The organism is Prevotella sp. P4-67, assembly GCF_002251325.1.
GTDB lineage: Bacteria > Bacteroidota > Bacteroidia > Bacteroidales > Bacteroidaceae > Prevotella.
Window position 1 is genome coordinate 112,829 of the sequence record NZ_NPJL01000068.1, and the last position, 26,899, is coordinate 139,727.

Annotated in this window: 25 protein-coding genes and 1 pseudogene; 13 read left to right on the forward strand and 13 right to left on the reverse strand. The window is 54.0% G+C overall.

Annotated elements, in window-relative coordinates; genetic code table 11:
* Positions 1-76: 76 nt before the first annotated feature.
* Genes CIK92_RS12335 through CIK92_RS12350 form a run of 4 tightly spaced genes read left to right on the forward strand, consistent with a single transcriptional unit; the run spans position 77 to position 4,714 of the window.
* The gene (locus tag CIK92_RS12335; RefSeq protein WP_022310926.1) at positions 77-1,045 is read left to right on the forward strand and encodes a YitT family protein; all 969 of its coding nucleotides are present in this window, start codon (positions 77-79) and stop codon (positions 1,043-1,045) included.
* A gap of 1 nt (position 1,046) precedes the next feature.
* On the forward strand, positions 1,047-1,685 hold the full coding sequence (locus tag CIK92_RS12340) for a non-canonical purine NTP diphosphatase (protein WP_254046092.1): 639 nt from the start codon (positions 1,047-1,049) through the stop codon (positions 1,683-1,685).
* Between the two features lie 22 nt (positions 1,686-1,707).
* Positions 1,708-3,699, forward strand: coding sequence for a two-component regulator propeller domain-containing protein (locus CIK92_RS12345; RefSeq protein WP_094389266.1), 1,992 nt, complete (start codon positions 1,708-1,710; stop codon positions 3,697-3,699).
* 7 nt (positions 3,700-3,706) lie between these two features.
* On the forward strand, positions 3,707-4,714 hold the full coding sequence (locus CIK92_RS12350; protein WP_094389267.1) for an acyltransferase: 1,008 nt from the start codon (positions 3,707-3,709) through the stop codon (positions 4,712-4,714).
* Positions 4,715-4,832: 118 nt separating this feature from the next.
* On the opposite strand, the gene nadA is transcribed toward CIK92_RS12350, so the two are convergent.
* Positions 4,833-5,819, reverse strand: a complete 987-nt coding sequence (gene nadA / locus CIK92_RS12355; protein WP_094389283.1) for a quinolinate synthase NadA — start codon at positions 5,817-5,819, stop codon at positions 4,833-4,835.
* Positions 5,820-6,187: 368 nt separating this feature from the next.
* The gene (locus CIK92_RS13530) at positions 6,188-6,418 is read right to left on the reverse strand and encodes a hypothetical protein (protein WP_144008260.1); all 231 of its coding nucleotides are present in this window, start codon (positions 6,416-6,418) and stop codon (positions 6,188-6,190) included.
* A gap of 26 nt (positions 6,419-6,444) precedes the next feature.
* Here CIK92_RS13530 and CIK92_RS13535 point away from each other — a divergent pair, with 26 nt between their 5' ends.
* Positions 6,445-6,762 (forward strand): hypothetical protein, encoded by a 318-nt coding sequence (locus CIK92_RS13535; RefSeq protein WP_144289431.1) that lies wholly within the window; start codon positions 6,445-6,447, stop codon positions 6,760-6,762.
* A 58-nt stretch (positions 6,763-6,820) separates the two neighbouring features.
* Here the strand turns inward: CIK92_RS13535 and CIK92_RS12365 are convergent, their stop codons facing one another.
* The 3 genes from CIK92_RS12365 to CIK92_RS12375 form a co-directional block, all read right to left on the reverse strand.
* Entirely contained in the window at positions 6,821-7,471 is a 651-nt protein-coding gene (locus CIK92_RS12365; RefSeq protein WP_158214796.1) for a PrsW family intramembrane metalloprotease, read from the reverse strand.
* Between the two features lie 157 nt (positions 7,472-7,628).
* On the reverse strand, positions 7,629-8,534 hold the full coding sequence (locus CIK92_RS12370) for a YafY family protein (RefSeq protein WP_022310919.1): 906 nt from the start codon (positions 8,532-8,534) through the stop codon (positions 7,629-7,631).
* The gene (locus tag CIK92_RS12375) at positions 8,535-9,446 is read right to left on the reverse strand and encodes a site-specific tyrosine recombinase (RefSeq protein ID WP_094389284.1); all 912 of its coding nucleotides are present in this window, start codon (positions 9,444-9,446) and stop codon (positions 8,535-8,537) included.
* 214 nt (positions 9,447-9,660) lie between these two features.
* Here CIK92_RS12375 and aroQ point away from each other — a divergent pair, with 214 nt between their 5' ends.
* The 7 genes from aroQ (at position 9,661) to CIK92_RS12410 (ending at position 15,710) form a co-directional block, all read left to right on the forward strand.
* Entirely contained in the window at positions 9,661-10,080 is a 420-nt protein-coding gene (gene aroQ, locus CIK92_RS12380; RefSeq protein ID WP_022310917.1) for a type II 3-dehydroquinate dehydratase, read from the forward strand.
* Positions 10,077-10,703, forward strand: coding sequence for an O-methyltransferase (locus CIK92_RS12385; protein WP_094389270.1), 627 nt, complete (start codon positions 10,077-10,079; stop codon positions 10,701-10,703). The genes aroQ and CIK92_RS12385 overlap by 4 nt, the downstream gene beginning before the upstream one ends.
* A gap of 157 nt (positions 10,704-10,860) precedes the next feature.
* Positions 10,861-11,610: a LemA family protein gene (locus CIK92_RS12390; RefSeq protein WP_022310915.1), complete on the forward strand. Its 750-nt coding sequence runs from the start codon at positions 10,861-10,863 to the stop codon at positions 11,608-11,610.
* 10 nt (positions 11,611-11,620) lie between these two features.
* Positions 11,621-13,351, forward strand: a complete 1,731-nt coding sequence (locus CIK92_RS12395; protein ID WP_094389271.1) for an MAG1210 family protein — start codon at positions 11,621-11,623, stop codon at positions 13,349-13,351.
* Between the two features lie 32 nt (positions 13,352-13,383).
* A complete protein-coding gene (locus tag CIK92_RS12400; protein WP_022310913.1) occupies positions 13,384-14,025 on the forward strand; it encodes a YwqG family protein in 642 nt (213 codons plus the stop codon).
* A 110-nt stretch (positions 14,026-14,135) separates the two neighbouring features.
* Positions 14,136-15,131 carry an ORF6N domain-containing protein gene (locus CIK92_RS12405; protein WP_216822226.1) on the forward strand — a complete coding sequence of 332 codons (996 nt, stop codon included), beginning with the start codon at positions 14,136-14,138 and terminating at the stop codon, positions 15,129-15,131.
* 213 nt (positions 15,132-15,344) lie between these two features.
* On the forward strand, positions 15,345-15,710 hold the full coding sequence (locus CIK92_RS12410) for a metallophosphoesterase (RefSeq protein ID WP_144008228.1): 366 nt from the start codon (positions 15,345-15,347) through the stop codon (positions 15,708-15,710).
* Between the two features lie 127 nt (positions 15,711-15,837).
* Here the strand turns inward: CIK92_RS12410 and CIK92_RS13540 are convergent, their stop codons facing one another.
* From CIK92_RS13540 to CIK92_RS12435, 6 genes are all read right to left on the reverse strand, one after another.
* On the reverse strand, positions 15,838-16,101 hold the full coding sequence (locus tag CIK92_RS13540) for a hypothetical protein (RefSeq protein ID WP_144008227.1): 264 nt from the start codon (positions 16,099-16,101) through the stop codon (positions 15,838-15,840).
* A 332-nt stretch (positions 16,102-16,433) separates the two neighbouring features.
* Positions 16,434-17,447 carry a PCMD domain-containing protein gene (locus tag CIK92_RS12415; RefSeq protein WP_254046093.1) on the reverse strand — a complete coding sequence of 338 codons (1,014 nt, stop codon included), beginning with the start codon at positions 17,445-17,447 and terminating at the stop codon, positions 16,434-16,436.
* A 63-nt stretch (positions 17,448-17,510) separates the two neighbouring features.
* Positions 17,511-19,157: a phosphoethanolamine transferase gene (locus tag CIK92_RS12420; protein WP_158214797.1), complete on the reverse strand. Its 1,647-nt coding sequence runs from the start codon at positions 19,155-19,157 to the stop codon at positions 17,511-17,513.
* Positions 19,158-19,203: 46 nt separating this feature from the next.
* Positions 19,204-20,364, reverse strand: a complete 1,161-nt coding sequence (locus CIK92_RS12425; RefSeq protein WP_022310908.1) for a BamA/TamA family outer membrane protein — start codon at positions 20,362-20,364, stop codon at positions 19,204-19,206.
* Positions 20,365-20,578: 214 nt separating this feature from the next.
* Positions 20,579-21,340 (reverse strand): LytTR family DNA-binding domain-containing protein, encoded by a 762-nt coding sequence (locus tag CIK92_RS12430; protein ID WP_022309537.1) that lies wholly within the window; start codon positions 21,338-21,340, stop codon positions 20,579-20,581.
* Positions 21,341-21,352: 12 nt separating this feature from the next.
* A complete protein-coding gene (locus CIK92_RS12435; RefSeq protein ID WP_094389273.1) occupies positions 21,353-23,362 on the reverse strand; it encodes a histidine kinase in 2,010 nt (669 codons plus the stop codon).
* Between the two features lie 21 nt (positions 23,363-23,383).
* On the opposite strand from CIK92_RS12435, the gene CIK92_RS13855 reads away from it, so the two are divergent.
* Positions 23,384-23,662, forward strand: coding sequence for a hypothetical protein (locus CIK92_RS13855; protein ID WP_094389274.1), 279 nt, complete (start codon positions 23,384-23,386; stop codon positions 23,660-23,662).
* 289 nt (positions 23,663-23,951) lie between these two features.
* On the opposite strand, the gene CIK92_RS12445 is transcribed toward CIK92_RS13855, so the two are convergent.
* Both CIK92_RS12445 and CIK92_RS13930 read right to left on the reverse strand, forming a co-directional pair.
* Positions 23,952-25,955, reverse strand: a complete 2,004-nt coding sequence (locus tag CIK92_RS12445; RefSeq protein WP_094389275.1) for a hypothetical protein — start codon at positions 25,953-25,955, stop codon at positions 23,952-23,954.
* Between the two features lie 433 nt (positions 25,956-26,388).
* Positions 26,389-26,615 (reverse strand): annotated as a pseudogene (locus tag CIK92_RS13930) (hypothetical protein); the annotation flags it as partial.
* Positions 26,616-26,899: the final 284 nt, after the last annotated feature.

Here is a 26,899-nt window from a genome sequence, read left to right on the forward strand (position 1 = left end):
ACAACCCGGCGTGTGCAAGACGACGACTTCTTTTGCTTAGAGACAAACAGTAAACAACAATGCAACTATAACTCCTATGACAATCGACCGTAATATGATCTGGCAGGAGACGAAGGACTACTTCAACATCACCCTCGGACTCATGCTCTACACCTTCGGTTTCACCGTATTCCTGCTTCCCTATCAAATCGTGACCGGAGGCATCGCGGGTATCGGAGCCATCATCTTCTATGCCACCAAGTTCCCAGTGCAGTGGACATTCTTCATCATCAACGCCCTGCTCATCGTGGCGGCACTGAAGGAGCTGGGCATCAAGTTTCTCACCAAGACCATCTATGCCACGGTGGTGATAACCGTGATGCTCGACCTGGCTCAGAAGGTAGTGGAACAGCCCGACGGCACGTTCTACAAGCTCATGGGCGAAGGCAACGATTTCATGTCGCTCATCATCGGCTGTATGCTCACCGGTACGGCACTTGCCATAGTCTTCCTGAACAACGGCAGCACCGGCGGCACCGACATCATTGCCGCTGTAGTCAACAAGCACTTCAATGTCTCGCTCGGCAAGGGACTCATCATGGTCGACCTCGTCATCATCAGCAGCTGTCTTGCCATCGATACCTTTGGTGAGTTTCCACAGCGATGCCAGATGGTGGTCTTCGGTCTATGCACGATGGTCATCGAGTGTACTATGATAGACTACGTGATGAACGTACAGCGCCAGTCGGTACAGTTTATGATTTTCTCCAAGGACTACAAGAAGATAGCCGAAGCCATCACGCGCAAGACCGACCACACGCTGACCATCCTCGACGGTCACGGATGGTATACGGGCAAGGAGATGAAGGTCATCTGTCTCCTGGCCAAGAAGCGCGAGAGTGTGCTCATCTTCCGACTCATCAAGATGATAGACCCACGCGCCTTCGTCAGCCAGAGCAGCGTCATCGGTGTCTATGGCGAGGGCTTTGACCCCATCAAGGTCAAGATCAAGAAGAATAAGGAACACGAGCAAGAACTGCAACAGCAGCAACAAGAAAATGAATGATATGAACCCATCATCACACACCGCCCACAGCGCTGCCGAGGTGGAGCAGCAGGGCAGGGCGATAGTCTTTGCCACCAACAACTCACACAAGCTCGACGAGATACGTGCCATCCTCGGCGACAGGTTCAAGGTACTGTCGCTCCGGGACATCGACTGCCACGTAGACATACCCGAGACCGCCAATACCCTGGAGGGCAACGCCATCCAGAAGGCACGCTACATAGCCGAGCACTACGACTACGACTGCTTTGCCGACGATACCGGTCTGGAGGTCACTGCCCTCGGCGGCGAACCCGGCGTACACTCGGCGCGCTATGCCGACGGCACCGACCACGACTCAGAGGCCAACATGCAGAAGCTGCTCGCCCGACTCAAGGACAAAGACGACCGCAGGGCGCAGTTCCGCACCGTCATCTGTCTGGCCCGCAAGAGCGACATAGCCGACTACACCCTCTTCGAAGGCATCGTGCGCGGCACCATCGCCAAGGAGAAGCAGGGCAGCAGCGGTTTCGGCTACGACCCCATCTTCGTCCCCGAAGGCTACGACGAGAGCTTTGCCGCCCTGGGCGACGAGGTCAAGAACCGCATATCACACCGCGCCAGAGCCGTGGCCAAACTCGCCGATTATCTCAAACAGTAACTCACCCTCGACACTCTCGGTTATGAAACGCTATATCCTCACCATGCTCCTTGCCATCGCGGCAGTCTTCGCCCATGCCGACAACAGTCTGTGGAAGGCATATATGGCCTATCACGACATCACCCGGATAGAGCAGGGCGGCAAGAGACTCTATGTGCTTGCCTCGGGCAATCTCTTCACCTACAATACCGCCGACGGCGAGGTGCGCACCTTTGACAAGTGCAACGGACTGAGCGACTGCGCCATCAGCCATATCGCCTGGTGCCAGCAGGCAGCAAGGCTGGTCATCGTCTACAGCAACCAGAACATCGACCTGATGAGCGGGCGCAACAACGACGACATCACCAATCTGCCCGACTACTACCGCAAGGCCATGACCGAGGACAAGACCATCAACCACGTATGTATCGACGGCGTCTACGCCTATCTCTCCACCGGTTTCGGCATCGTCAAGGTCAATGTGAAGAACGCCGAGGTCAGCGAGACCTACAATCTGCATACCCCCGTGGCATACAGCTATGTAGAAGGCGGCTATCTCTATGCTGCCCAGCGCGGTAAGGGCATCTACCGCGCCGCACTCGGTACCAACATGATGGACCCAGCCAACTGGACCTACGCCCGGGCTTACAGCGATATCTGGGAGACGCCCGACAGCAAGCTGCTCGACATGGTGAAAGACCTGAACCGTGGCGGACTCAAGTACAACAACTTCGGCTGTCTGCGCTTCTATGACGGCCGTCTCTACACCGTGGGGGGAGGCTACACCGTGAGCCAGGACCTGCATCTGCCTGGTGGCATCCAGGTCTACGACGGCAGCAACTGGGAGGTCTATCAGGATGATATCAACAGTATACTGGGCGACGGCTACTTTGAAGACATCAATGCCATCGATGTAGACCCACGCGATGCCAACCACGTGTTTGTCTCGGGCCGCACGGGTATCTACGAGTTCAGCGACCGGCGGTTTGTGCGTCACTACAGTTATGACAACAGCGCCCTCTCGCCCACCTATCCCGACGACAAGATGTATGTGGTGGTGCATGATGTCAAGTTCGACACCGAGGGCAATCTCTGGGCGCTCAACAGCATCAACAAGGAGAAGAACATCATACGTCTGGGCACCGACGGACAGTGGATATCACTCTACAAGGAACCTCTGAAGTCGCTGACCAATCTGCGCAACATCACCTTCGACAGCCGCAGCCTCATGTGGTTTGTCAACGACAGCTGGAAGAAGACCGGCCTCTTCTGCTACCAGCCCTCGAGCGATGCCATCAACAGCTATACCTCCTTCATCAACCAAGACGGCACCACGGTCAACGTGGAATACGTACACTGCGTGGCCGAAGACAAGGACCATCAGATGTGGATAGGCACCAATGTGGGCCCTCTGCGACTCTCGCCCAGCGAGATAACCTCGCAGTCGCCCGTATTCGAGCAGGTCAAGGTGCCCCGCAACGATGGCACCAACTATGCCGACTATCTGCTCGATGGCGTCAACATCTCGTGCATCGTCATCGACGGCGGCGGACGCAAGTGGATGGGCACCTACGGCAACGGCATCTATCTCATCAGTGCCGACTGCATGACCCAGATAGCCCACTTCACCGAGACCAACAGCAAGCTGCTCTCTGACAATATCCAGGCGATGGCCATCAATCCCGCCACCGGCGAGGTGTTTATCGGCACCGACAAGGGACTCTGCTCCTACAGCAGCGGAGCCACCGAGCCCGTGGACGAGATGAACAAGGACAACACCTATGCCTATCCCAACCCCGTGAACCCAGACTATACCGGCCCTATCACCATCGTGGGGCTGAGCTACAATGCCGATGTCAAGATAGTCACCGCCTCGGGCACGCTCGTAGCCCAGGGCCGCAGCAATGGCGGTACCTTCGAGTGGAACGGATGCGACCTCAAGGGTCGCCGCGTGGCGAGCGGAGTGTATATGGTGCAGACTGCCACTGCCGACGGCAGCAAGGGCACCGTGTGCAAGATAGCCATCGTAAACTGAGGTGTCTATGCCGCCGAGCAACCATCCTTCTGAACGACTGGAGTGGCTGAGCCTGATGCGCGGGCTGAGCATCGTGCTGGTGGTGATGTTTCATGTGCAGCTGGTCGATATGGCCACCGGCGAGAACCACAGCCTCTGCACCACCCTGCCCACCATTTTCACTCCCATACGCATGCCCTTCTTCATCTTCACCTCGGGCGGGCTGCTCTACCTGAGCCGCATACGCCGCGAGTGGACCACCCGGGCACTCTATGCCGACAAGCTGCGGCGCATAGCCATCCCCTTTGTCTTCTTCGTCACCTTCTACTATCTGTTCAAGCTCCTGGCTGGCGCCTGGGCCAAGACTCCCGTGCCCCTATCGCTCTCCTACTATGCCGAGTGCTTCTACCGGTTTACAGGGCATCCCTCGGCCCATCTGTGGTTTCTCGCCACGCTGCTCATGCTCATGGCGCTCTATCCCCTCTTTGTGGCGGTATGCCGCAACCACACTGCCTCGGTGGCGATGCTGCTCTTCAGCGTGGGCATCTATCATGCCGACTTGGAGAGCGTGCTGCCCGACGTGTTCTACATCAATCACCTGCACCGCTATCTGGTCTATTTCTACTTCGGCATCTTCTTCTTCAGATACCGTCTCTACCGTTTCACCGACAGTCCGCTGGTTGCCGTGGCGACTGTGGCGGTCTATGCCGCGTCCTACTGCGTCGTGGGCGGACTCGCCACATCCATTGCAGGCATCGTGATGTGCGTGGCTGTGGGGCAGAGCGTGGCGCGCCGTCTGCCGGGCCTCTTCGGCAGTTTCCGCGACTATATCTACCAGATTTATCTCATGTCGCTGTTTTTCCAGGCATTTGTTGAGCTGGTGCTGTGGAAGCGTCTCTTCTACGACGAGCGCCTTTTCCTGGTCTTCTATGCCCTCAATATCCTTGCAGGCATCTATCTGCCCACCCTCGTGGCGCGGTTGGCACAGCGACAGCCTTACCGCCTTGTACGCCTATGCTTGGGCATCAAGGCGTGAGTGGCATTCGGTCTACCACCTGTACAGTTCCACTACCACCTATATAATGGAGATGCGCCAGAACAGCCCTTATGAGCTATTCTGGCGCATCTTTTGTCTCCCAGCGTGACTGGCTGCATCAGCTCAGCGAGAGCATCTTCTCGATGGGCTTGACGGCGTCGCGCGCGATGGCTGGGTCTATCTCTACCGTAGGCCATCCGTAGCGCAGAGAGTTATAGATTTTGAGCAGCGTATTCTTCTTCATGTATTCGCACTCGTTGCAGCTGCAGCCCACACCCTCGCTCATCTCGGGCTGAACGGGGTAGAAGCGCTTGTCGGGACAGGTGCGCTCGAGCTCGTGCAGAATGCCAGCCTCGGTGGCCACGATAAACTCCTGCTTGTCGCTCTGCTGGGCGTAGGTGAGCATGGTGGCTGTGCTGCCCTTGACATCGGCTACAGCCAGCACCGGAGCCTTGCACTCGAGGTGGGCCATAACCACGGCGTCGGGGTGCTCGGCCTTGAGACGCACGATGGCGTCGACAGAGAACTTCTCATGCACGTGGCAGCCGCCGTTCCAGAGCAGCATCTGGCGACCGGTGACACTGTTGATATAGTTGCCCAGATTGTAGTCGGGGCCAAAGATAATCTTCTCGTCCTTGGGGAAGGTGTCTATCACCTTCTTGGCATTGCCACTGGTCACCACACAGTCGGTGAGCGCCTTGACGGCAGCCGTGGTGTTGACATACGACACCACTTTATAGCCCGGATGCTCGTCCTTGAACTTCTTCAGGTCTTCTGCCTTGCAACTGTCGGCGAGCGAGCAGCCAGCCGTGAGGTCGGGGCATATCACTGTCTTTTCGGGCGAGAGCAGTTTGCAAGTCTCTGCCATAAAGTGTACGCCACACATCACCATCACCTTGGCATCGGTCTCTGCCGCCTTGCGCGCCAGAGCCAACGAGTCGCCCACAAAGTCGGCTATCTCCTGTATCTCGCCTACTGTATAATAATGTGCCAGGATGATGGCATCCTTCTCCTTACACATGCGGCGTATCTCCTGTTTGAGATTCAGACCTTGCTCGACGGGTTCGTCTATACAACCCTTGTCAATCCACTCTTTATTCACCATCATTATTATATTTTTTATTTATATCTTATTTCCTTATTCTTAAACTATAACTAAATACACTGTGGAAAAGTGGATAACTTATAGCCTTATTGTTTGCAGATTTGCATTATACACATTTGGCAGTCACTTATACACACCTGTGTCTAATATTAATCGGCTGAATGACAACAGTAAATGTAGTTATACACCATCTGCGTATATCTTGCAAAGTTAATAAGTTTATATCTTTTGACCATATAAAAGTATGGAAAACTTGCTGAAAACTGTCTAATTTCTCTGTGGATATCCCACCCTGAACTCCGCGCACCCCTATAGTGTGGATATCTGCATAGGTTATGCACGCGGTTATACATAGGTTTTCCACATGGTTATCCACAGCGCTGTCGGTGTATATAGCTATATATGAAATATATAGTGAAGACACCACCGGTCATCGCATAACTATCTCTGCCGACGCCGGGATGATGTTTGTCGGCTCGTATCGGAAGGTACGGGCTTCCGTATCTTCCGATACGTATCTGCGTTTCATCCGATACGAGCATCCGCGCCTTCCGATACTCATCGCCAAAGGTGGTCTCGGGATGGCTATCTATGGTCACTGTGTTTGCCATCCTATAAAAATAACTTGGGTAAGAATGTTGGAATCCCGATAATTGCCAGTATCTTTGCAGATACCTTCATCTATTATGATGTCATCCGTCAGGCTGCAGACCTTAAAGCCCATGAACTCCTTGCACGGAAATGTGACCCGCAAGAGCGCAGCGATGCTTTGCGCCATCGCGAAGAGGCCGAGAGCAAATGCAGGTTGGTCGACAGGATGAGGGTCTGGAAGCATACGCCGTCGGATGTCGTCGCCGAAAGCATCAGTATAGGCGATATCCGGGTGACTCCTTTCTCTAACTGTCATAGCATCTTACACAAGGACGCAGATGCTGAATTGTGATTTAGGAGAAACGCTCGAGATTATAATGTATGCTCATATTGTTATAGTCATTATTACCTTAGTGGTTTACCAAATCAGCGATGTGCTTTTTGCATATATTCTTGAGTTTGTTGAGGAACAGGATGAACAGCAGGAGGAGAATGCCGCTTAATGAGTCGTCTATATTCATGGAGAATACTATGCTGTCGTATATGCCGTGGGCCAGAATAGGACCGACGAGTATCAATGCGCATGTCTGCCAGTTGCGCAAGATTCGGAAATGCCATAGCGAGTAATAGAATCCCATGATGACTGCATCGAGGAAATGACCTGGAACGGCAAACAAGGCTCTTGCTATGCCGACGCTTATCCATGACTCGTAGTTGTCGAAAAGGTAGAGAACATTCTCGATAGCGGCAAATCCCATACCTATACATACGGCATATACGATGCCGTCGAAGTGCTCGTCGAAGTATGGGTTGTTTCTCAACAACAGCCACAGCATTACCAACTTTGCCAACTCTTCTGGTATGGCTGCCATAAAGAAGGCATTGAATATGGCGCTGCCTATGTTTGAAACCTCGTCATTGGCAAATTCGGCAATCGCTTCAAATGGTATGACTATCAACAGAGTAAGCAGTGCCGAGAGTATGCCATAGATGAATGCCTTTATGAGCAACTTCGTCGGTTCGGGTTGCTTGCGGTCTTTACGGTAGATGTACCAAATCACAACTGCTACTGGCGCGATGGCAGCTAATATTACTAAGACATTGAGCATAAATAAACAGATTGATGTATTAACGGTTTATGGATAGGTTGACTCTTTATCGGTTGTCAGGATATCTCTGCGTAGTATGGCAGAGAGAGTGGGGATTGCCTCCCGGTCGTCAGTGGCTCTTGCTGTACATGCGCTCTATGTGCTGGCGCAGATATTCCTTGAACTCGTCGTTGCCCAGCACCTCGATGTCGTCGTAGAGACCTAACACAAAGCGGCCTATACCAATGTAGCTGCATACGTCGAGGTCGAGCCTGAAGTGTCGCTCATCATGAGGTGTCATACAGTCTGCGGCGCGTGGCACCTCTTCGCGCAGCAGATTGGCAGAGAGCTGCCCCAGTATCATGCTGACCGGGTGGCGCTCTTCGGCACAGAACATGAACGCGTCGGTAAACATCTGCCGGTGGCGGTCTTCGTAACTCCACAGCATGTCTATGATTTCCACGTCGCCCATGCGGGCTATCTTGAAGGTCTTGTTGAGGCCGGTACTGAGTTCGTAGCAGCGCACGTCCATATTGTCGTTCATGAAGGCGAAGGGTTCTACTATGCGGTCGGTCACAGTCTGGCTGTGGGGCGACGAGTAGTTGCATATCTTGACCATCTGCTTGAACTTGATGGCTTCGTAGAGCCTGTCTATATTGTGGGAGAGCTGCTGGTTGGCGGTGATGTCGGTGAGTATGCGCAGGTCGTAGAACTTGTCGAGTTTGTGGCGTATGCTCTCGGCGAGGGCATTGTTGTCGTCGGTGCCGCTGATGAGCCGTCTCAGCAGCACAGCCTCCTGCTCGGTGAAGTCTATGCTCTCGTGGAGTTTGCGGAAGAAGGGCGAGTGGCGGTCGAGCCTGTAGTAGGTGCCCGACTTGACGAGTCTGAAACCGGCATCGCGGAAGAAGTCGAAGTAGTAATACAGATTGCGCAGCGAGATGCCTACACGGTCGCAGAGCTGTGCGGCGGTGTAGTTTTTGTTCTCGGTCATCAGTAGCAGCAGGTCGAGCTCGCGCTGCAGTTTGTCGTGTCTCATTTACTTGATGTTTCGGGGGTGATGGTTGAGTATCTGTTCGCGCAGGGTGGTGGTGTCGATGTGCGTATAGATTTCGGTGGTGGCTATATTCTCATGCCCCAGCATGGCCTGGATGGCTCTCAGGTCGGCCCCTCCCTTGAGCAGCGCTGTGGCAAAGCTGTGGCGCAGCGTGTGGGGCGAAATGGGCTTGTGGATGCCTGCCGCGAGTGCCGCCTGGCGTATGATGTAGAACACCATGATGCGGGTGAGATGGCTGCCGCGCCGTGAGAGAAACACATAGTCTTCTTCGCCGGGCTTGATGCGTAGATGGCAGCGGTCGGCATACCACAGCTCGAGCTCGTGGAGCGCCGTGTCGGAGATGGGCACCAGCCGCTCCTTGCTGCCCTTGCCCATGATGCGCACAAACCGCTCCTCGGCATATATCGCCGATAGCTTCATGTTGACCAGTTCGCTCACGCGCAGTCCGCAGGAGAAGAGCACCTCGATGATGGCCCGGTTGCGCTGTCCCTCGGCGGTGCTCATGTCTATGCTTGCCTTCATCCTGTCTACCTCTTCGGGCGTGAGCACCTCGGGCAGCCGCTCTCCCGTCTGCGGCGACTCGAGCAGCTCGGTGGGGTCGTTGTCCATGCGTCCGTCGACGAGCATGAACCTGTAGAACGAGCGCAGTCCGCTAATCATCCTTGCCTGCGACGCCGGCCCGATGCCCATGTCTCTCAGCGTGCAGACAAACTGCTGCAGGTCGGAGAGCTCGATGCGGTCGATGCTCACCCCCCGCTCATGGCTGAAGGTGACCAGGTGGCCGATATCGGTGAGATAGGCAGCCACGGTGTTGGGCGAGTAGTTCTTCTCCAGTTTGAGATACCTGGCATAGGCCCTTGTCAGTGAGCCCGAAGCTGGAGTGGCGCTGTGCATGTCTTCTGTCATAGGTATGGGCATCAATATGGGGCGTGGTACATGAAAAAAGCGGATGATTTATTTTGTACTTAGCCCGATTTAAGCTAATTTTGCAACAAGCATACGGCCTTGCGGCTATGCCGTTTACAAAGTTAATACGAATTGGGATGGTGTCAAAACAAATCAAACGGTTTTTTCTAAAAAAAGCATCATCCCCCAATACGCTACGACGATGAAAATACAAATTATCAATGGCCCCAACCTCAATCTGCTCGGTATCAGAGAGCCAGGCATCTACGGCCACGACTCCTTTGACGACTATCTTGCCCATCTGCGTACCCTCTATCCCGAGATAGAGATAGACTACTATCAGAGCAATGTCGAGGGCTATCTCATAGACCGTATGCAGGAAGTGGGCTTCGACTGTGACGGCATCGTGCTCAATGCCGGCGCCTATACCCACACCAGTGTGGCTCTGCACGACTGCATCCGCTCCATCCAGGCACCCGTCGTCGAGGTGCATATCAGCAATGTACACCAGCGCGAAGAGTTCCGCCACCACTCCATGATATCTTCAGCCTGCCGGGGAGTGATAGCAGGGTTCGGACTCGACTCCTATCGTCTCGCCATCGAAGCCTTGAAAGCCAAATGACCATAGACCAGTATATCCGACAGCATATAGACCCTGAGGGAGACTATCTCTACCGCCTCTGGCGTGCCACCAACATCCATACCGTGCACGGCCGCATGGCCTCGGGCCATCTCCAGGGCCGTCTGCTCAAGATGCTCGTAGAGATGATACGCCCGCAGCGCATACTTGAGGTGGGCACATTCAGCGGCTACAGCGCCATCTGCATGGCAGAGGGACTGGGCGAGGGCGGCAAGGTATATACCTTTGAAATCAACGACGAGATGGAAGACTTCACCCGAAAGTGGATAGAAGGGTCGCCCGTGGCCGACCGCATAGACTTCCGCATAGGCGACGCCAATGTCGAGGCACCCCGACTGGGCATCATGTTCGACATGGCCTTTGTCGACGGCGACAAGCGCACCTACCGCGAGACCTTCGACACGCTGCTGCCCATCATCAGGCAGGGCGGCTACATCATCGCCGACAATACCCTGTGGGACGGACATGTGGTAGACCCCGCCTACGCCAAAGACAGCCAGACCCACGGCATAGACACCTTCAACGACTATATAGCCCGCGACACCCGTGTGGAAAAGGTCATTCTGCCCATACGCGACGGACTCACCATCATCCGCAAGAAGTAGAAAAACGGCGCCGCCGGAACGAAATCGACCGATTTTTTTTGTATTATGGGCGATTAGAGCTATATTTGCAACTGTTATCTACCGAAATCAAGGAGTGAATATATTATATAAGGTATAGAAACCGTAAATTAAAATCATTAAATAACCTTCAACGATTATGGCAAACTTATTAGACGAGACCCAAGGTCCGGTCAACGACAATGGCCGTGATGTACATGTGATAGACCGTCAGCTCCCAGTGACCATCACTTTCCGTTCCACCCTCTTCGAGATAGCCTTGTGGGTGACTCTCCCGCTGCTCACCCTCATCTACGTGCTGGCTATGGGCGACCAGCTGGCCGACCCCACCACCGTGGCCATCGGCGGCTGCGTGGCAGGCGTGCTGCCAGGAGTGGTATTCATCTTCATGAAGATTTCGGCGCGCAACTATTTTCTCAAGCTCGAGCAGCGCATCCAGGCCGAGGCATCCAATATAGACAACTATCTGGAGCAGCGCGTGCAGATACTGCAGAACGTGGTGGGACTGGTAAACCGCGCCATAGACCTGGACAAGGACGTGATGAAGGCCGTTGCTGCCCTGCGTGGCGGCAAGGTTAACGAGGCCAACCGCAGCGACGTCAACAGCCAGCTCAATATGGCTTGTGGCCGTCTCTTCCCCCAGGTTGAGGCTTATCCCGACCTGAAGGCCCACCAGGCCATAGCCGACGCCATGCAGCAGAACAACTATCTGCAGCGTGAGATTACGGCTGCCCGCACGGTCTACAACAGCCGTGTGACCCAGTGGAACACCGACCTCTTCTCCTGGCCTACCAAGATGATAGTGGCTGCACGACAGGGATATACCACACGTATACCTTTCACCGCGTCGGCAGAGACCCGCGAGATGGCCCGCAGCAAGTTCTTCTAAGCCGGGGGCTATGACAGAGGATATCTATGACCCCCTGGACGAGTATGCAGGCAAGTTCCGTCCGCGCTTTGAGCAGGTAGCCAAGGAGACCTTTGCCCAGCTCGCCCGCGAGGCCAATGTGAACGTGGCTGCCAACCGTGAGACCTGTCGTCTGCTGGATATGACCGAGGACGAACTGGGTTCGGTGAAGTCGAGCATCAACTGGACCACCTTCTTATGCGTCGTCCTCTGGTGCGGACTGGCCGTAGGCGGATGGGTGCTCTACTCCCAGTGGCAGGTGATAGACTCGTGGTATGTGGTGGGCATAGGTCTGGCCATGGTGGTGGCATTGATACTGCTGCTGGCCAAGGTGCACCCCCGACTGTCGCAGTTGAAGGACGAGCGCGACAATCTGCAGGACAAGGCAGAGCAGTACAGGGCTGAGGCGTGGCGCCAGATGGAGCCCCTCAACCGGCTCTACGACTGGGATGTGCTGATGCGCATGATGACCCAGACGGTGCCCAGACTGGAGTTTGACCCTTACTTCACCACCCAGCGGCTCGCCGACCTGCAGGAGATATATGGCTGGGACGGCTCGTTCAACAAGGAGCGCTCGGTCATCTACTCCCACTCCGGACTCATCAACGGCAACCCCTTTGTGCTCTGCCGTACGCGCAAGATGGAGATGGGCAGCAAGACCTATCAGGGCTCGAAGACCATACACTGGACCACCCGTGAGCGAGGGTCGGACGGCAAGATGCAAACCGTGCACCACTCTGAGACCCTCATAGCCACCGTCAGCGCGCCCTATCCCGAATACTACGAGAAGACCCGTCTCATCTATGGCAACACAGCTGCCCCTGACCTGAAGTTCTACCGCCAGCAGAGCGGTATGGCCAACCGCGAGGGCTCGCTCTCCTACAAGTGGAAGCGGCGCAAACTGAGAAACAAGGCACGCGACCTGGACAACAGCGACTTTGCCATGCTCACCAATGAGGAGTTTGAGGTGGCCTTTGACACCAGCAACCGCAACAACAACCAGCAATATGCGATGCTTTTCACGCCTCTCGCCCAGTCCAGCATGCTCAAGCTGCTCAGAGACCAGGAGGTGGGATATGGTGATGATTTCGATTTCGGCAAAAACTGCATGATCAATACCATCATCTCTGACCATATCCAGAGCATGGATCTCGACATGGACCCCCGCAGGTATCACAACTACAACTACGACCAGGCCGAGCGCGACTTCTACACCCTCAATGCCGGCTACTTCCGTGCTATCTATTTCTGTCTGGCTCCGCTGCTCTGTGTGCCTATGTATCAGCAGATACGCTCGCAGCAGGACATCTATGGCCGCGATATGCAGCGCCGCAGCGCCTTCTGGGAGCACGAGGCGCTGGCCAACTTCTGGGGTCAGGACCGCTTCAAGCATCCTCGCTGTGTGACCGACTGCATCCTGAAGACCCAGTCCAAGAGCGAAGCCGACGGCAATACGCGCGTCACCGTCTTTGCCCATGGCTACCGCGTAGAGAAGCGCGTGACCTATGTGAGCAAGTGGGGCGGCGACGGTCGCACCCATCAGGTGCCTGTCTACTGGGACGAGTATCTGCCCGTGACGGGTCAGGGCAGTATGCACATGCAGGAAGACAACAGCCGCGAAGACCCTGCCACCACCCAGCGCCAGCGTTTGGACCACATAGCCCAGGTGCTCGACCGTGCCGGCATGTCTGTCTACCGTCGGCACATCGCCTCGAAGATATAACCCAAGTTTCACCTTATTATATTATACGCGCAATGAAACCTGTAAGACTCAAATTATCTACCGTTGACCAAGCCTTGCCCACCGGCGCATCGCGCTTCTGGGGCAACCCCGACCTTCCACGCGGATTTGACTATCCCATGTACAAGGACTTTGAGGGCGACGACGTGCCCTATGTGTTTGTGTGCCAGCTGGACCTGAGCGAGCTGGCCCAGATGGACGCCGAAGGGGTGCTGCCCCACAAGGGACTGCTGTCGTTTTTTGCCAAGATAGACCACTACACGGGCAACTACTTTGACACCGACAGCATAGGCAGCGCCATCAGCGATACCGACGATGTGAGGGTCTTCTACTTTGAAGATACCCGCGACATGGAGCAGGTGGTGCTCATCGACGACGATGATATCCCCATGGCGTTTCATGAGATGAAGATTGAGTGTACGATGGAGGAGAGTATGGAAGACCACTTTGTGATGGCCGAGCCTACCTACCGTGAGTGGGAGACCTGGGACCATCCCTACGAGGACTGGCAGATACTCCTGCAGATAGACTCGTGTGAGGGCAGTGACTTTGCGCTCAACTTCATGGACTGCGGCGTGCTCGACTTCCTGATAGACCCTGCCGACCTCGCCGCCCGCCGCTTCGACCGCGTGCGCGCCATAGTGCTGTCTACCTGAGATACGCAGACATAAGACAAGAGGGTGTTATATAGTGAACCATTTTTTCCTCCCCGTCCGCTGACAGGTGTGGATTAAAAGTGTTATCTTTGCAATAAAGTTGGGAAATAATGGCAAAGAAAGATATAACATCTCATGCGGAGGTCGCTAATGGTGATGTCTGCGATACAGAATGCAAGGCCACAAATAGTGCTCCTGTGGATGGACAGGCAGAGGTGGTGAAGGTGATGACATGCGGTGACCGGCTCAGCATGGACTATGTGCGTTCTCATATTTATACTATACGAGGGGTAAATGTAATGGTCGATGCTGACCTTGCAGCCATGTATGGTGTGGAAACCAAACAGTTGAAACGTCAGGTGAAGCGTAATATAGAACGTTTCCCCGACGACTTCATCTTTGAACTGACATTAGAAGAGTATGAATCTTTAAGGTGCCAAAATGGCACCATAGAGAGCGGTAGGGGGCAGCATTCAAAGTATCTTCCTTTTGTCTTTACTGAGCAGGGAGTCTCCCAGTTGTCGGGTATCTTGAGGAGTGAATATGCTATAGAGGTGAATATCCGCATCATGCGTGCTTTCGTAGCCATGCGTCGCTTCCTCTCGGCCAATGCCGGTATGTTTCAGCGTATAGAGAGGCTGGAACATCATCAGATGCTGACTGACCAGAAGATGGAACAGGTGCTGAAGCGTATGGACGAGCTTGCTCCTGCCATCACTCCTGAACAAGTCTTCGCCACAGGTTGCGTGTGGGACGCTTGGAGCTATGTGTCCCAGCTGGTTCGTAGTGCCAAGCAACGCATCATCCTTATTGATAACTTTGTGGACGAAAGAGTGCTCCTGCTGTTGACCAAGAGGGCTGAAGGGGTTTCGGCAACCATCCACTCTCGCTACACACAGCAATTCCTGTTGGATCTGGAGAAGCACAACGGGCAATACGAGCCGATTGAGTTTGTGCAGACGCCTCACAAATCCCACGACCGTTTCCTTATTATAGATGATGATGTGTATCTCATGGGTGCCAGCATAAAGGACATGGGCACAAGCCTTTGTGCCATAACAAGGCTGGAGATGAAGCCCGACACGATAATGTCATTGTTAAGGTAGGCAGAATTCGACTTTACAACAGAACGGAAACAGCAGATAGAAATCTTTGATATACGAAAGTCAAACGTAAAACAGAAAATTATAAAAAGAGCATTGGTGTGTATTCTCTCTCTTGTGGCTTGCCTTTTGACAGGCGCTCAAGGTAAAGTGCGTAGTTCGAAGTTGGAGAGCATTACGGTTCAGGACGGCTATGTGTATTATTATCTGAGAGGCATGGAGAAGACTTTTACGGTAATGTTCTTGGCTGACACGCATTTTACTATTGAGGATGAACGGGGACGTGAGTTCTATGATAACACCCGACGGATGGGTGGAGCTGCTGTTCAACCTCAGAATTATGGCAAAAGCAATGGGCGGGAACGGGCTCTTTTGCGTTCGTTGGATAAAGCAAAAAAGGAACAGGCTGCGCTGGTCATATTGGGAGGCGACATTGTCAACTTCCCCTCGCTGGCTTCTGTAGAGCATCTCAAAGCCATGCTGGATGCTTCGGGGCTGAATTGGACTTATACGGCAGGCAATCATGATTGGCATTATGAGGGCGAACCAGGAACGTCCTTTGCCCAAAGGGAGAAATGGTAGCAGGCCAACCTGAAGCCTCTCTACCAAGGCCAGAATCCTCTCTATTCTGCTCAGGTCATTAACGGAATCAATTTTGTCACGATTGACAGTTCTCTCTTTGAAATCACAGAAGAGCAACTGAAGTTCTTCAAGAAGCAGGTGGAAAGGGGACTTCCTGTGGTGCTTTCCATGCACATCCCTGTTTATGTGCAAGGCCATGATATTGACTATGGATGTGGCAGCCCGCATTGGAACAAGGCAAATGACTGCTATTATGAGATAGAAAGCCGCGAATAGGATCACCTTTCCAATAATAAGGGTTTTCTTCTACTGGTACAGATTTGTCCCACTTATTAATAGGGGCTTGTTCTTCTACCAATTGTTTCTCTTGATTATTATAGGTATCTGTCATAGTCTGAAAATCAAGCATTTCTTCTCGAACTACTTCGGTTTTTTGATTTACTTTCTTTGCTATATACTGTTTTAATGTTCTTGCTTAACTATGGGAGGGGTAGCCCATTATAATTTGAGTGTAAAGATACTAAAATCATAATTGTTTTCAGTGCAAATTGTATACTTTAACGTTCAATTCTTGTAAATATCAGTATAATTGTCAAGCCCATCTACCATAATACCACAAAAATGGCACTCTATAAAGGAATTGAATGGTGACTATTGCCAGCTATATTAAGCCCCAAAACAGTCATTAGGCCGTTTGAGGTGTTATGTTATGACCTATTTGGGTTAATAAGCCATTCTGACATTGTCTACCCATAGCGTGTTGCCGATGGAGCCTATGTAGGCTCCGCCGTGACTGGAGTCAAACTGCAGAATAAGGTGGGTAGGGATGTCGTCGGCGTGTGCCCATCCTATTTCTTTGACAGGCACCATCTTGCCCTTGGAGTTCTTGGCCCACTTGGTGTCATCGCCAGTAATCAGCCCCATGTAAGGTTTGTAGAACGGCTGGTGGGTGATGTCGCCATAGTGGATGGGGAAGGAGGCGTCTTCTACCCATCCGTTGGTGTTGTTGTCAAAGCGCACCACCATGGTGCCCACGCGCTTGGCGTAGAGGTTGCCCTTGGCGTCTTCCCATCGTTTCTGCAGCAGGCAGATGCAGTCGCACATGTCTATGCCTGGCACGGTCTTCACCTTAGAGAAACCTGTCTCCTTGATGCGGTTGGGCTGGCCTGCGAGCTTCACCTTATAATCAAACATCAGCGCCTTGGGTCTTGCCGTGAAGCGCATGCCCGCATCGAGTTTGGCCATGGGGTTGGAGGTAGAGGTGATGGGTTCGAGCATCTGTCCGAGGTAGATGCTTCCGGCAGCCAACACCTTGATATTGACGATACCCAGCACCTTGCACGTCTCGATATGGGTGACGAGCTTGGCGCAATAGCCATGTCCAGGGTGGGTGTCGCGGTAAACTGACTGATTGGTCTTGATGATGCCCGACACCTTGGCCATGACATTGGATGTGCCCCATGGCGAACCAGCCCAGTTGACATAAGGTGTATTTCGCTTCCATGTTTTTGTGGGTGCAATCTCATAGAGTGTCTTCAGTTGTCCGCCGATGATGGCGCTCTCTTTCACTTGGCGTGTGACCCATTGGTTCATATCGCCGTACTTGATGAGTACGGTTTTGGAGTACAGAGCGCTATCGTAGTCTGTCTGTAGCGTGTCTTGTTCACTTCTATAGTCGGCCTTTACCACAACGGCCATTCCCATGATGAGGGTGACTCCAAGAATTATTTTCTTCATACTCTGTTTTCCTTTCATTTTAGAGTTGTCTATGGTTGGCTCGCTCATGGCGACGGGTGCTTGTTATTTCATCCTCTTCTTCATCTGCTCCATGTCGATGGGTTGCATACACGCATCGTAGGTGCGTGGCTGGTTGTGATCGTCGATGAAGAGGCGGGGGTGGTCTGTATATGACTGGCTGGCCAACGACAGTGAGTCGTTGCGGTAGCGTGTGGCTACACCGCCCATAGATAGCAGAGTATGAAACACGCTGTTGCTCTCGGCAGGGCGATGCCTGTTGGCGGCAAGGTGTGTCACGATGTCGGCATGGTGCTGCTGGTAGACGGGTGAGGTCCACACCACGAGAGGCACATGGAGCTGCCAGTAGGATGGGAACGGTGAGGCGTGGAGGAAGAGATTGCGATGGTCGTCGAAGATGTCTTCGCCATGGTCTGACGTATACATCATCGCCGTACAGCCGCCTGTACCTTCGAGCGCCGTCATCACCTGGCTGAGCAGCAGGTCGGTATGGCGAATGGTGTTGTCGTAGGCGTTGATGAGCTGCTGTCGGTATGACCGTTTGGCACCGTCATAATGGTCGGGGGTAAAGATGCGTGCGGCCTTGGGGTAGCGGTCTGCGTAGTTGAAATGAGAGCCATAGGTATGGAGTACCACAAACAGGCGTTGGCCTCGATGTGCTGTCAGTTGTTGCTGCAGTGGTGTCAGCAGATAGGTGTCGTCGGTAGTCTCGGGATGACGGTCGCGCAGGAACAGACAGTAGTCGGCCTGCTCGCCGAGGTAGTCGATCAAGGAGTGGTTGCGCTGTTGGTTGCTCAGAAATACGGTGTGATAACCCGCCTCTCTGAATGCCTGCATGATGCCCTTGGTGTGGTAGAGTATGTCGTAGTTGTCGGCATCGGCCATCGACAACAGGATGGGTACGCTCTTGTGTGTGGTATTGCTTTGGCTCATGTAGTCGGTGAAGACTGTCAGTCCGTGTGCTTTGGACAGTAGTGGGTTGGTAGGTCGGTGGTAGCCATACAGTTGCCAGTTGTCGGCACGGCTGGTCTCGCCGATGACCAGCACCAGCGTCTCAGGCACGGAGTCGGTGAAGGTGTAATGGGCGTGGTAGCTGAAGGATGCCGATGCCGAGGGATAGTCGGTGGTGGCTTTCTGCCGGGTGAGCGCGATGCCAAAGTTGTATACGGCATTGAGAGGGAACAGGTCGGTCGTGGGCGCATAAGGGGTGACTCCCGCGAGTACTGTGGTGATCACTGCTGTGCTTGCGGTGGCTATGAGTGCTGGTCGGCGCTGTCGGCGCAGGAGTGTCTTGTCCAGATATAGGTGTCGCCGCCACAGTATGGCTGCCAGCGTGAGCGTGGGGATATAGATGATTACCACCCATACGATGGCAGGCATCAGTTGTGAGAGCAGTTCGCCCACCTCGCCCGGGTTTGTGGTGACGAGGTTGAGCCACATGTCGACGGCGATAGGTCCGCGCCCATAGAGATAGGTGAGTACCATCTGAAAGGCGCCTAAGAATAGCAGAGGAAAGAGCAGGATGATGGTGCGCCCCACCTTGCGCGAGAGAGTCAGCACCAACCAGTAGGCAGCCAGAGGCGTCACCACATTCAGCAGGCGTCCGCTCCATGAGAGCGACTCGGTAACGGCCAATATCAGGTTGGGAAGGATGAGTACCCCAAGAAATATGAGAAAGAATGTTTTTTTCATAAACATTGGTTTTATTGAGCCTCAAGCCGGGCATCCTGCGCTACCCTTAGAATGCCTCATTGATATTGAATATAAAACCTGTGCCTCTGCGGCTGAACCCATAGTCGAGTCGCACGTTGACACCTTTTTTGAACTGCCAGCGGTAACCGATGCCAGCGTTGGGCAGAATCTGTCGGAATCGCAGGCTACTATAGTCGGGAAACACTTCGGCGGCGCCCAACCATACCACCATGCCATTGCGATGCCAGATATGCTGGCGTAGCTCCACTTGGGCGTCGATGATATTCTTGTCGCGATAGCGCCCCTCGTAGTAGCCGCGCATACGATTGCTCGACCCCACATCAGAGAGCATGGGCCAGGGCACGTGGCCTGCCGATTGTCGTGTGTGAAATTCGCCCGCAATGACGGCACCTCTCCAGGCACGGCGATAGGTCGACACTTGCAACTCGCCCGACCAGTAGGTGTCGTTGTTGCCCAGGAATGTAGGGTTGGCTGTGAGGTCGGCCTGGACAAACCAGCCTCGAGAAGCGTTGAGCATGAAGTCGCGCGAGTCAAACGTATAGCTCAATCCCACCGACACGTCGCTCACCGTGAGCGGTTGTCCGGCCAGCAGTTGAGGAGCGCGGTTCTTGAGCTTGTAGGCGTGTACGTATTGGTAACGCACAATGGGACCGAGATAGGTGTAACGGTTGAGCGGCACAAGAAAACGTGCCATCACCTCAAACTTGGTCCGGTTGTACTTGCTCTTGTTGTCGTTGTTGTCGCTCTGCGGAAAGTTAAAGCCCCATAGGTAGGAAGGGAAGGTGTAGACATAGAGTCGGTAGTCGATCCGATAGTGTCTGTGGGGCAGGAAGGTGTTGCCTCGTAGGCCTATCATCAGAAATCCCTTGGTGGAAACGTCGCTATAGAGAGAGGCGTTGGAGAGTTTGAGGGTGCTGTCGGAGCGGTTGGTGGAATAAAGTGCCGATGCCACCAGGCCCACGCCCAGTCCTGTGTCAGAGGCGTAGTGCGGACCGCCAATGATGCCAAAGTCTATCTTCTTATCGGGCTTGGGCTTGTCGGACTCGGAAAAATACTGCAATAGTCGGGCTACCAGACTGCGTTTGGGCTGTATGGCCAATGTGTCGAGTGGGGCTGCAATGCTATCCTGCGCCCAAATCGGGGTGTGGACGGCCAGTAACATTCCTATGATAATCAAAGCCTTCATACTATTGCCATAGAAAACTTTTGCAAAGATAATATTTTTTTTCGTTATACACTTGTATTATCCCAAAAATCGAACAAAGAAGTATGAATTATGTCGTTTATCCCCGGTAATGCCCTTTGATTCGTGGAAAAACATGTCGGCCCTACTTACGATTATGAGCAGCCAAGTCCATGGCTGCCCATAATCGTAAGTAGGATTGCGGATATACTATATATTATAAGGTATAGAAGGCATCCATGAGGTCGCGGCGGTAGTTCTTGCTCACCTTGAGCTCGCGGTTGTCTTCGTAGGGATAGCCCAGTATGCAGGTGTTGTCTTGTATCATCATGATGTGGCTCACGTTGACGATATATCGCTTGTGGATTTGCACAAACGATGGCGAATAACGCAGGATGAAGTCGCTGTTGGTGCGGCTGCGCAGGATGTAGGTGCTGCCGTTGGTGCATACCGCCTCCCAGTGCTTGCCGTCGGCGTCGAAGCGGAAGAATGCCACATCGGCGTCGCGCAGAGCGATGTGCTCGTTCATGGCGTTGACCACGAGTATGCGTGGCTGGCGCTGCTCTGCGGGGCCTGCCGCTTGGGGCAGACTGGCGAGCTTGTCTTCATAGAAGCGGGTCATGGTCTGGGCCAGGTCTTGGGGCGATGGCGGCTTGAGCAGATAGTCGAACGCCTTCTGGCGTATGGCGTCTATCATGTACTTGTCGTGCCCGGTGTAGAATACCACCTTGGTGTTGGGGTCTACCTCCTGGTGGAGCAGCTGGCAGAGCTGTATGCCCGTCATGGTGGGCATCTCGACATCGGTGAAGATGAGGTCGGGAGCCAGCTGTATGATTTCTTCTATGGCTGTGTCGGCATCGGTGCTGGTGCCTATCACCTTGACCGAATACTGGCTTTCCAGCATGCGGCGCAGCACTTCGATGGCGTCGCTGTTGTCGTCGACGATGTATACGGAGGTGAGCTGTTTGCGTCCGAACATAGTGTATGGCTGTTATAAGTTATAGTTGTACTCGTCGGGCACCATTATCCATGAGCGGCAGCCCGACATGCCGTTGTCGTCCTTATAATTGGTCACGCCGAAGGTAATCTTCTCGCGGTTGTGGTCGTTGAGTATCTGTATGGTCTGGCGCACCACCTTCATGCCGGTATGCTCGCCCACGCTGCCGGCGGTGAGTCCCACTCCGTTGTCCTTGACCTCGATGCGGGTCATGGTCTGCTCGCGTGTCACGCTGATGTCGAGCAGTCGGGGAGAGTCGGCCTTGAGCGGGCGCAGTCCGTGCTTGATGGCGTTTTCGGCGAATATCTGTATCACCATGGCTGGCAGCCGCACGCGGTCGGCATCCACATCGGGTGCCACGTGGGTGGTGTAGCTGAAGTTGTCGCCCATCTGCTTGGCTTCGATGTTGACGTAGTAGCCCACAAACTCCATCTCCTCGTTGAGGGTGCTCATGAGTGCGTCGGCACGCTCCACGCCTCGGCGCAGCAGCTGGGTGAGGGTGTTGAGGTTGACCTCGTGTCCGTTCATCTGGGCGAGCATCTCGTGGTTGAGCGCGTTGTAGATGAAGTGGGGCGATATGCGGTTGCGGGTGTTCTTCATGCGCAGCTTGAGCATCTCCTGGCGTGCCTTCATCTCGCGCATCTGTCGGCGACGGCGCAGCAGCACGATGGCGAAGCACATGGCGAGGATGACCACTACGGCGAAGAGGAAGAGTCCCCATGCCAGTGCGCCGAGATAGCGCTGGTGGTCTATGATGTGCTGTTGCTCGGCTATCTGCTTGTCGTGGCGGTATCTGAGCATATTGGCATTCATACGCATCTGGATGTTGGCGGTCTGCAGAGAGTCGTTGATGGTGTGCATCTGTCGGTGGGCGGTGTAGGCTTCGTCGTATCTGCCCATCTGCTGGAACACATTCTCCTTGGCCTTGAGCCTCTGCACGATGGCGGCGGGTATCATGTATTGTGGCGTGTCGCTCTCGCGGGCTATGCCCAGCGCCAGGGCGTGATGGCCTTCGAGCATGGCGATGTTCATCTCAGAGGTGTGGGTGTAGTAGAGGCCGATGTCAAAGCCCACCTTGCGGAAGAAGCTGTCGGCCTGGTGTATGGCGGCTTTGGCGGGCGCTGCCTTGCCCAGACAGGCATAGGTCTCGCCCAGGTTGGCCTGCACGGTGTAGTAGTCCCACTCTCGCTTGGGGTCGTCCTTGACCAGCTGGGCAGCCTTGAGGAAGTAGGGCAGAGCCCGTCGGTAGTTGTCCTGCAGATAATAGTCATTGCCCCGGTTGTTGTAGTAGATGAAGCGGTCGCCCTGCTGCATGTGGGGCAGCAGTCTGGCTGTGCGCTTCCACCACAGGTCACTGTTGGTGTAGTCGGCCATGAAGGTATAGGCGGTGCTGATGCCGAGCATCACCACGATGCGTGCGTTGGGATTGGTCTGCATCGAGTCGGCGAGCGCGAGTGCCTGCAGATACGAGTCGGCGCTGAGGTCGAGCCTTCCCATCTGGCGGTAATAGTCGGCCTGGTTGGTCAGTGCGGTGAGTATCTGTTCGCGCTCCTTGTCGGTCTGTCGCAGCAGGGTGATGGCATGGCCGTTGTAGACCTGTGCCGAGTCGGGGCGGCCCAGTATCACGCTGTTGTAGACGCCCTTGCCCAGATACCACTCGGCGCGCAGCTGGTCGGTGGCCTGGTCGTGATGGTCGGCATGGCGGTCGAGATAGGCTCCTATGCGGTCGAGGGTGGCGGTCATCGAGTCTATCTTCATGTCGGTGTAATAAGCCTTGTTGAGGGTGGACAGCCAGAGATAGTAGGTGGTGCTGTCGTCGGCCTCGGCCATCTTCCGGGCGATGGCCTTCATGGCATAGTCGTCGTTGCCGGCGGCGATGGAGTCTTCTATCGCGTGGCGCTGCTGCTGAAACGTGTCGTCGGTATGTCTGCAGTTGCAGGCTGCCAAGAGGAGAGAGGCAGCGATGAGTGATAATAGGTGTATATGTCTTTTCACGTGGTTCATATTCGGCAGATTGAGAGTAAGATGCTACAAGACAGCGACTTGGCGATGGCTCCCGATGGCTCTAAGCGACGGTGCGACGGCTGTCTTAACCATACAAAGTTAGTCATTTATCACAATAGTAAACCTTTTATCCACGATTTTTTTGACCTGCACGGTTATTTTTTCCCTTTTATCCCCGTTTTCGGCCTCTTGTCGGGCTTTTCACCCTTTCAGGGCATAATGCCGGAAAAGGGGGGTTGGCAGGTGTTGCGGTTTTTCGTATATTTGCAGTCACAAGAGTTAATTACAAAAGATGTATGATGTTATCCTATGCAAACACTAACTAATCGGAATATATTTTATCTGAGTTACAAACACGCAAGGACACTATGCTGAATAGTGGGCCTTGCTCTTAAAAAAAACGAATACATAAGGAGTGCAATATGTGGAAACGATGACGTAAGAAAATACTCTCCACGATAATCCTATATTAAATCTCTCCACAGTGTTGTTGACCCATATATGGCTGAGACAGCCACAGGCTTATTTTGTACGAATCTCCAACACGACCACACATTTCTCCCCACATCATTGCACTCCTTATTGTTTGTCACAACCTTATTCTCAACTGCATCTCTATATCGGTCTGCGAGCTGGCGTCTATCTGCTGCAGGCCCGACGATATGTGGTCGCGGTCGAAGTAGTCGGTGGTGGCTGCCTTGAGCGCTATCATCACCCTGCGCGACAGTGTGGCGCGGGCTGTGAGTGCGTAGCGTATGCCGTGGCCGTAGAATGCAGGATTGGCAAACGAGTAGAGCAGTCCGTACTCGTAGCCATAGAGGCGGCTTTCGTAGTCGTCGGTGTCAAAGTAGGAGAGTGTGGCGGAGAGCTGCAGCCAACTGCCGGCGTAGCGTATCTGCTCGGCGGCGCTCCATCCCATGCTGCTCTCGCCCTTGGTGCTGTAGGCCATGCCCATCTGTGTCTTCGAGGTCCATCGTCCGCTCTGTATGCTGAGCGTAGTCTGTGCGCGGTGGGTGGCATAGTCGTCGAGAGCCGTATGGGTGGCATTGTCCTTCTGCCGCAGCTTGATGCGGTAGCGCGTCTGCCATGTGAGCAGCCGACGGCGATACTCTATCTGCACCAGATTGTCAGACGCGTGGGTGGCGAAGGACACGCCGTAGCGGGGCCAGGTGAAGTAGGCATAGTCGGTATAGGCGAGTAGGTTCCAGTGGCGCGCCAGGTGCCAGATGGCAGAGAGGTAGAGTCCGTTCTCATTGCTCACCTGGGTGCCTTCGGCAAACGAGCGGCCCATGAGGGCATGGTAGCGGTAGCTGTAGAAGCGCTGGATGGCTATGAGCGACAGCGACTGGGTGGGGGAGAAGCTGAGGCGGTTGATGGTGGCTATGCCGCCGCCGTCGCCCGTGGCTGTCTCTCCGGAGAAAGCCCACTGGGGTGACAGCCAGCTGTACTCGGCGCCGATATTCCAGAACCTGTCGCCCGTGGGAGCATATCGGCGGTAGAGGGCAGTGGTGTCGGGGCGCAGCAGTCGGTTGTAGCTGTTGTAGACTCCCGTCAGCCCCAGTCGCAGTCCGCCGTGGTGATAAGCCACATTGGCTCCCCATAGCGTCTGGGCGGTGTTGTGGCGTCGGTCTATCTCGCTCTGGGTGCGGTGGTAGCCGCTCTTGAGCAGGGTGGCCACGGTGAGCGAGTCAGAGTTGAGCGTAGCATCGACGAGGCGGTGAGAGGCAAAGAGGGTGGTTTCGATGCGACTGCTCATGTCTATCGTGGCAGCGGCTCCCTGCAGATAGTTGGCTTCCGAGCGCGACGAGTGTCCGCTTATCACGGTACTCTGGCGCCCCAGGCCGTTGAGTGCCGACAGTTTGCCGAAGCTGTAATTGGTGTTCATCACCAGTCCCGACCCTATCCGCAGCCGGTAGCGTCCCACCACCAGTGAGCGCAGCCATCCCCGGTTCTGCAGTTGGATGTAGAAACTGTAATAGTCGTATCCCATAGAGTTGGGCTGACTGAAGAAGGGTTCGCCCGCGTCCTGCGCGCCCACAAGTCCCACCTTGACATCCTGTCCGTAGTTGAAGGTATATCTCACCCAGTGGCGGTAGGGATAACCCAGATAGCCATGGTCGTCACCGCGACGGTCATAGCAGGGCAGTTTGAAGTAGCCCATAGCCTCGTGCTTGCCGTATTTCAGGATATTGTTGAGCGAGAACGCCTTCTTGCTGCTCGCCGGTTCACCGAGATAGGCAAAGTATTGCAGGAGCCGCATCCGCCGTTTGTCGGTGATGTCGGCCACCAGCAGCTCGGCCCATGTATGCACCTCGCCCACCTTATCTATATATTCCACCAGTCGCAGATACTCTTCGGGTGTGATAAAGGGCAACTGTCTGAGTTGCTCGGGAGTAGAGTGATTGATGTTGATGGGGTTGGCAGCGAGTTCGCACAGCTCGTCGTAGCGCTCGCTGATATCCTCGTTCTCGATGTCTTCTATCAGCCCCGACTGCATCAGATATTCCTCCCAGGGCTGGCGCGACTGGGCAGATATGTGTAGGGTGGCAAGCAGACACAGGGCTGTGGCGAGCCATACTCTTCCGTGTTTCAATAGGCGTGACATCTGTAGTAATGTGGTTTGCAGTAGTTATTATATGTAGAGACTCCATGCGCTGTTCTTCATCTACGGCTGGAGCGGGGAGCGTCGTCGGTTGCCGCATGCCCCTCTGGATGAAGACCGGTCATAGGTTCCCTATGTTTATGTAAGATAATCGCTGTCACAAAGATACTGCTAATTGTTCAGAGAGGAAAACTTATTTGGATAAATTTCAGATAATGTGTAGTCTTGGTTGGCATTTGATGGTAAAAATGGTTATTCCCTCTTAGTTCTATCGCGATTAAACAACTCAGCCATCTGGTTTTGTGTCAGCCATACGGTCTCATTTTCCAGCTTTACATTCAGCTGCACACTTCCGTCTTCCGAACGGTATATTTCTATAGAATTGCTCATTTAGTCTCTGTTGTGTGTTAGCCCATCCATTGCCTTACAGTCCTCTCTCAGCCCAATCGCCTCTATCGAGGTTGCGGTATCCGATGGCTTCGCTGATGTGCTGCACCTCTACACGTTCTGAGCCATCGAGGTCGGGGCGATGGGCTCGCCCGGCTCCACCTTGGAGATGTCCTTGAAGGGTACGGGCGTAATCTTGCATTGGATGTCTATTCGGTCTAAGAAAAGAGGGGCCGCTGATTGTCCCACTTTTTGGCTCGCTCCATGCCATCTAGCACTACGCCTACGATGATTTATCAAGGACATAGGTGAATGGCCATTGTTTATGTTCACGATGTAAAGATAACACTTTTTGTTTAATTAGTCGAGCCTTTTTGATTAGAATTGCTCCATTGTGCATAGACTCTATACATTCCCACATGAGGGCACTGAAAAACTAAAACCCACTATCAAATTGAAAGTTGATGACGGAGAAACAGCTGTTTTACCCTTTATTATCTGTCTATTTTAGCCTTATTTTAGGCGATTTGCAGAAAGAGAAGTTACAA

Coding starts and splice junctions, on each gene's coding strand:
- CIK92_RS12335 (WP_022310926.1), top strand. CDS start 77: ATGACAATCGACCGTAATATGATCTGGCAGGAGACGAAGGACTACTTC.
- CIK92_RS12340 (WP_254046092.1), top strand. CDS start 1,047: ATGAACCCATCATCACACACCGCCCACAGCGCTGCCGAGGTGGAGCAG.
- CIK92_RS12345 (WP_094389266.1), top strand. CDS start 1,708: ATGAAACGCTATATCCTCACCATGCTCCTTGCCATCGCGGCAGTCTTC.
- CIK92_RS12350 (WP_094389267.1), top strand. CDS start 3,707: ATGCCGCCGAGCAACCATCCTTCTGAACGACTGGAGTGGCTGAGCCTG.
- nadA (WP_094389283.1), bottom strand. CDS start 5,819: ATGGTGAATAAAGAGTGGATTGACAAGGGTTGTATAGACGAACCCGTC.
- CIK92_RS12370 (WP_022310919.1), bottom strand. CDS start 8,534: ATGAGACACGACAAACTGCAGCGCGAGCTCGACCTGCTGCTACTGATG.
- CIK92_RS12375 (WP_094389284.1), bottom strand. CDS start 9,446: ATGCACAGCGCCACTCCAGCTTCGGGCTCACTGACAAGGGCCTATGCC.
- aroQ (WP_022310917.1), top strand. CDS start 9,661: ATGAAAATACAAATTATCAATGGCCCCAACCTCAATCTGCTCGGTATC.
- CIK92_RS12385 (WP_094389270.1), top strand. CDS start 10,077: ATGACCATAGACCAGTATATCCGACAGCATATAGACCCTGAGGGAGAC.
- CIK92_RS12390 (WP_022310915.1), top strand. CDS start 10,861: ATGGCAAACTTATTAGACGAGACCCAAGGTCCGGTCAACGACAATGGC.
- CIK92_RS12395 (WP_094389271.1), top strand. CDS start 11,621: ATGACAGAGGATATCTATGACCCCCTGGACGAGTATGCAGGCAAGTTC.
- CIK92_RS12400 (WP_022310913.1), top strand. CDS start 13,384: ATGAAACCTGTAAGACTCAAATTATCTACCGTTGACCAAGCCTTGCCC.
- CIK92_RS12405 (WP_216822226.1), top strand. CDS start 14,136: ATGGCAAAGAAAGATATAACATCTCATGCGGAGGTCGCTAATGGTGAT.
- CIK92_RS12410 (WP_144008228.1), top strand. CDS start 15,345: ATGGAGAAGACTTTTACGGTAATGTTCTTGGCTGACACGCATTTTACT.
- CIK92_RS13540 (WP_144008227.1), bottom strand. CDS start 16,101: ATGACAGATACCTATAATAATCAAGAGAAACAATTGGTAGAAGAACAA.
- CIK92_RS12415 (WP_254046093.1), bottom strand. CDS start 17,447: ATGAAGAAAATAATTCTTGGAGTCACCCTCATCATGGGAATGGCCGTT.
- CIK92_RS12420 (WP_158214797.1), bottom strand. CDS start 19,157: ATGAAAAAAACATTCTTTCTCATATTTCTTGGGGTACTCATCCTTCCC.
- CIK92_RS12425 (WP_022310908.1), bottom strand. CDS start 20,364: ATGAAGGCTTTGATTATCATAGGAATGTTACTGGCCGTCCACACCCCG.
- CIK92_RS12430 (WP_022309537.1), bottom strand. CDS start 21,340: ATGTTCGGACGCAAACAGCTCACCTCCGTATACATCGTCGACGACAAC.
- CIK92_RS12435 (WP_094389273.1), bottom strand. CDS start 23,362: ATGAACCACGTGAAAAGACATATACACCTATTATCACTCATCGCTGCC.
- CIK92_RS13855 (WP_094389274.1), top strand. CDS start 23,384: ATGCTACAAGACAGCGACTTGGCGATGGCTCCCGATGGCTCTAAGCGA.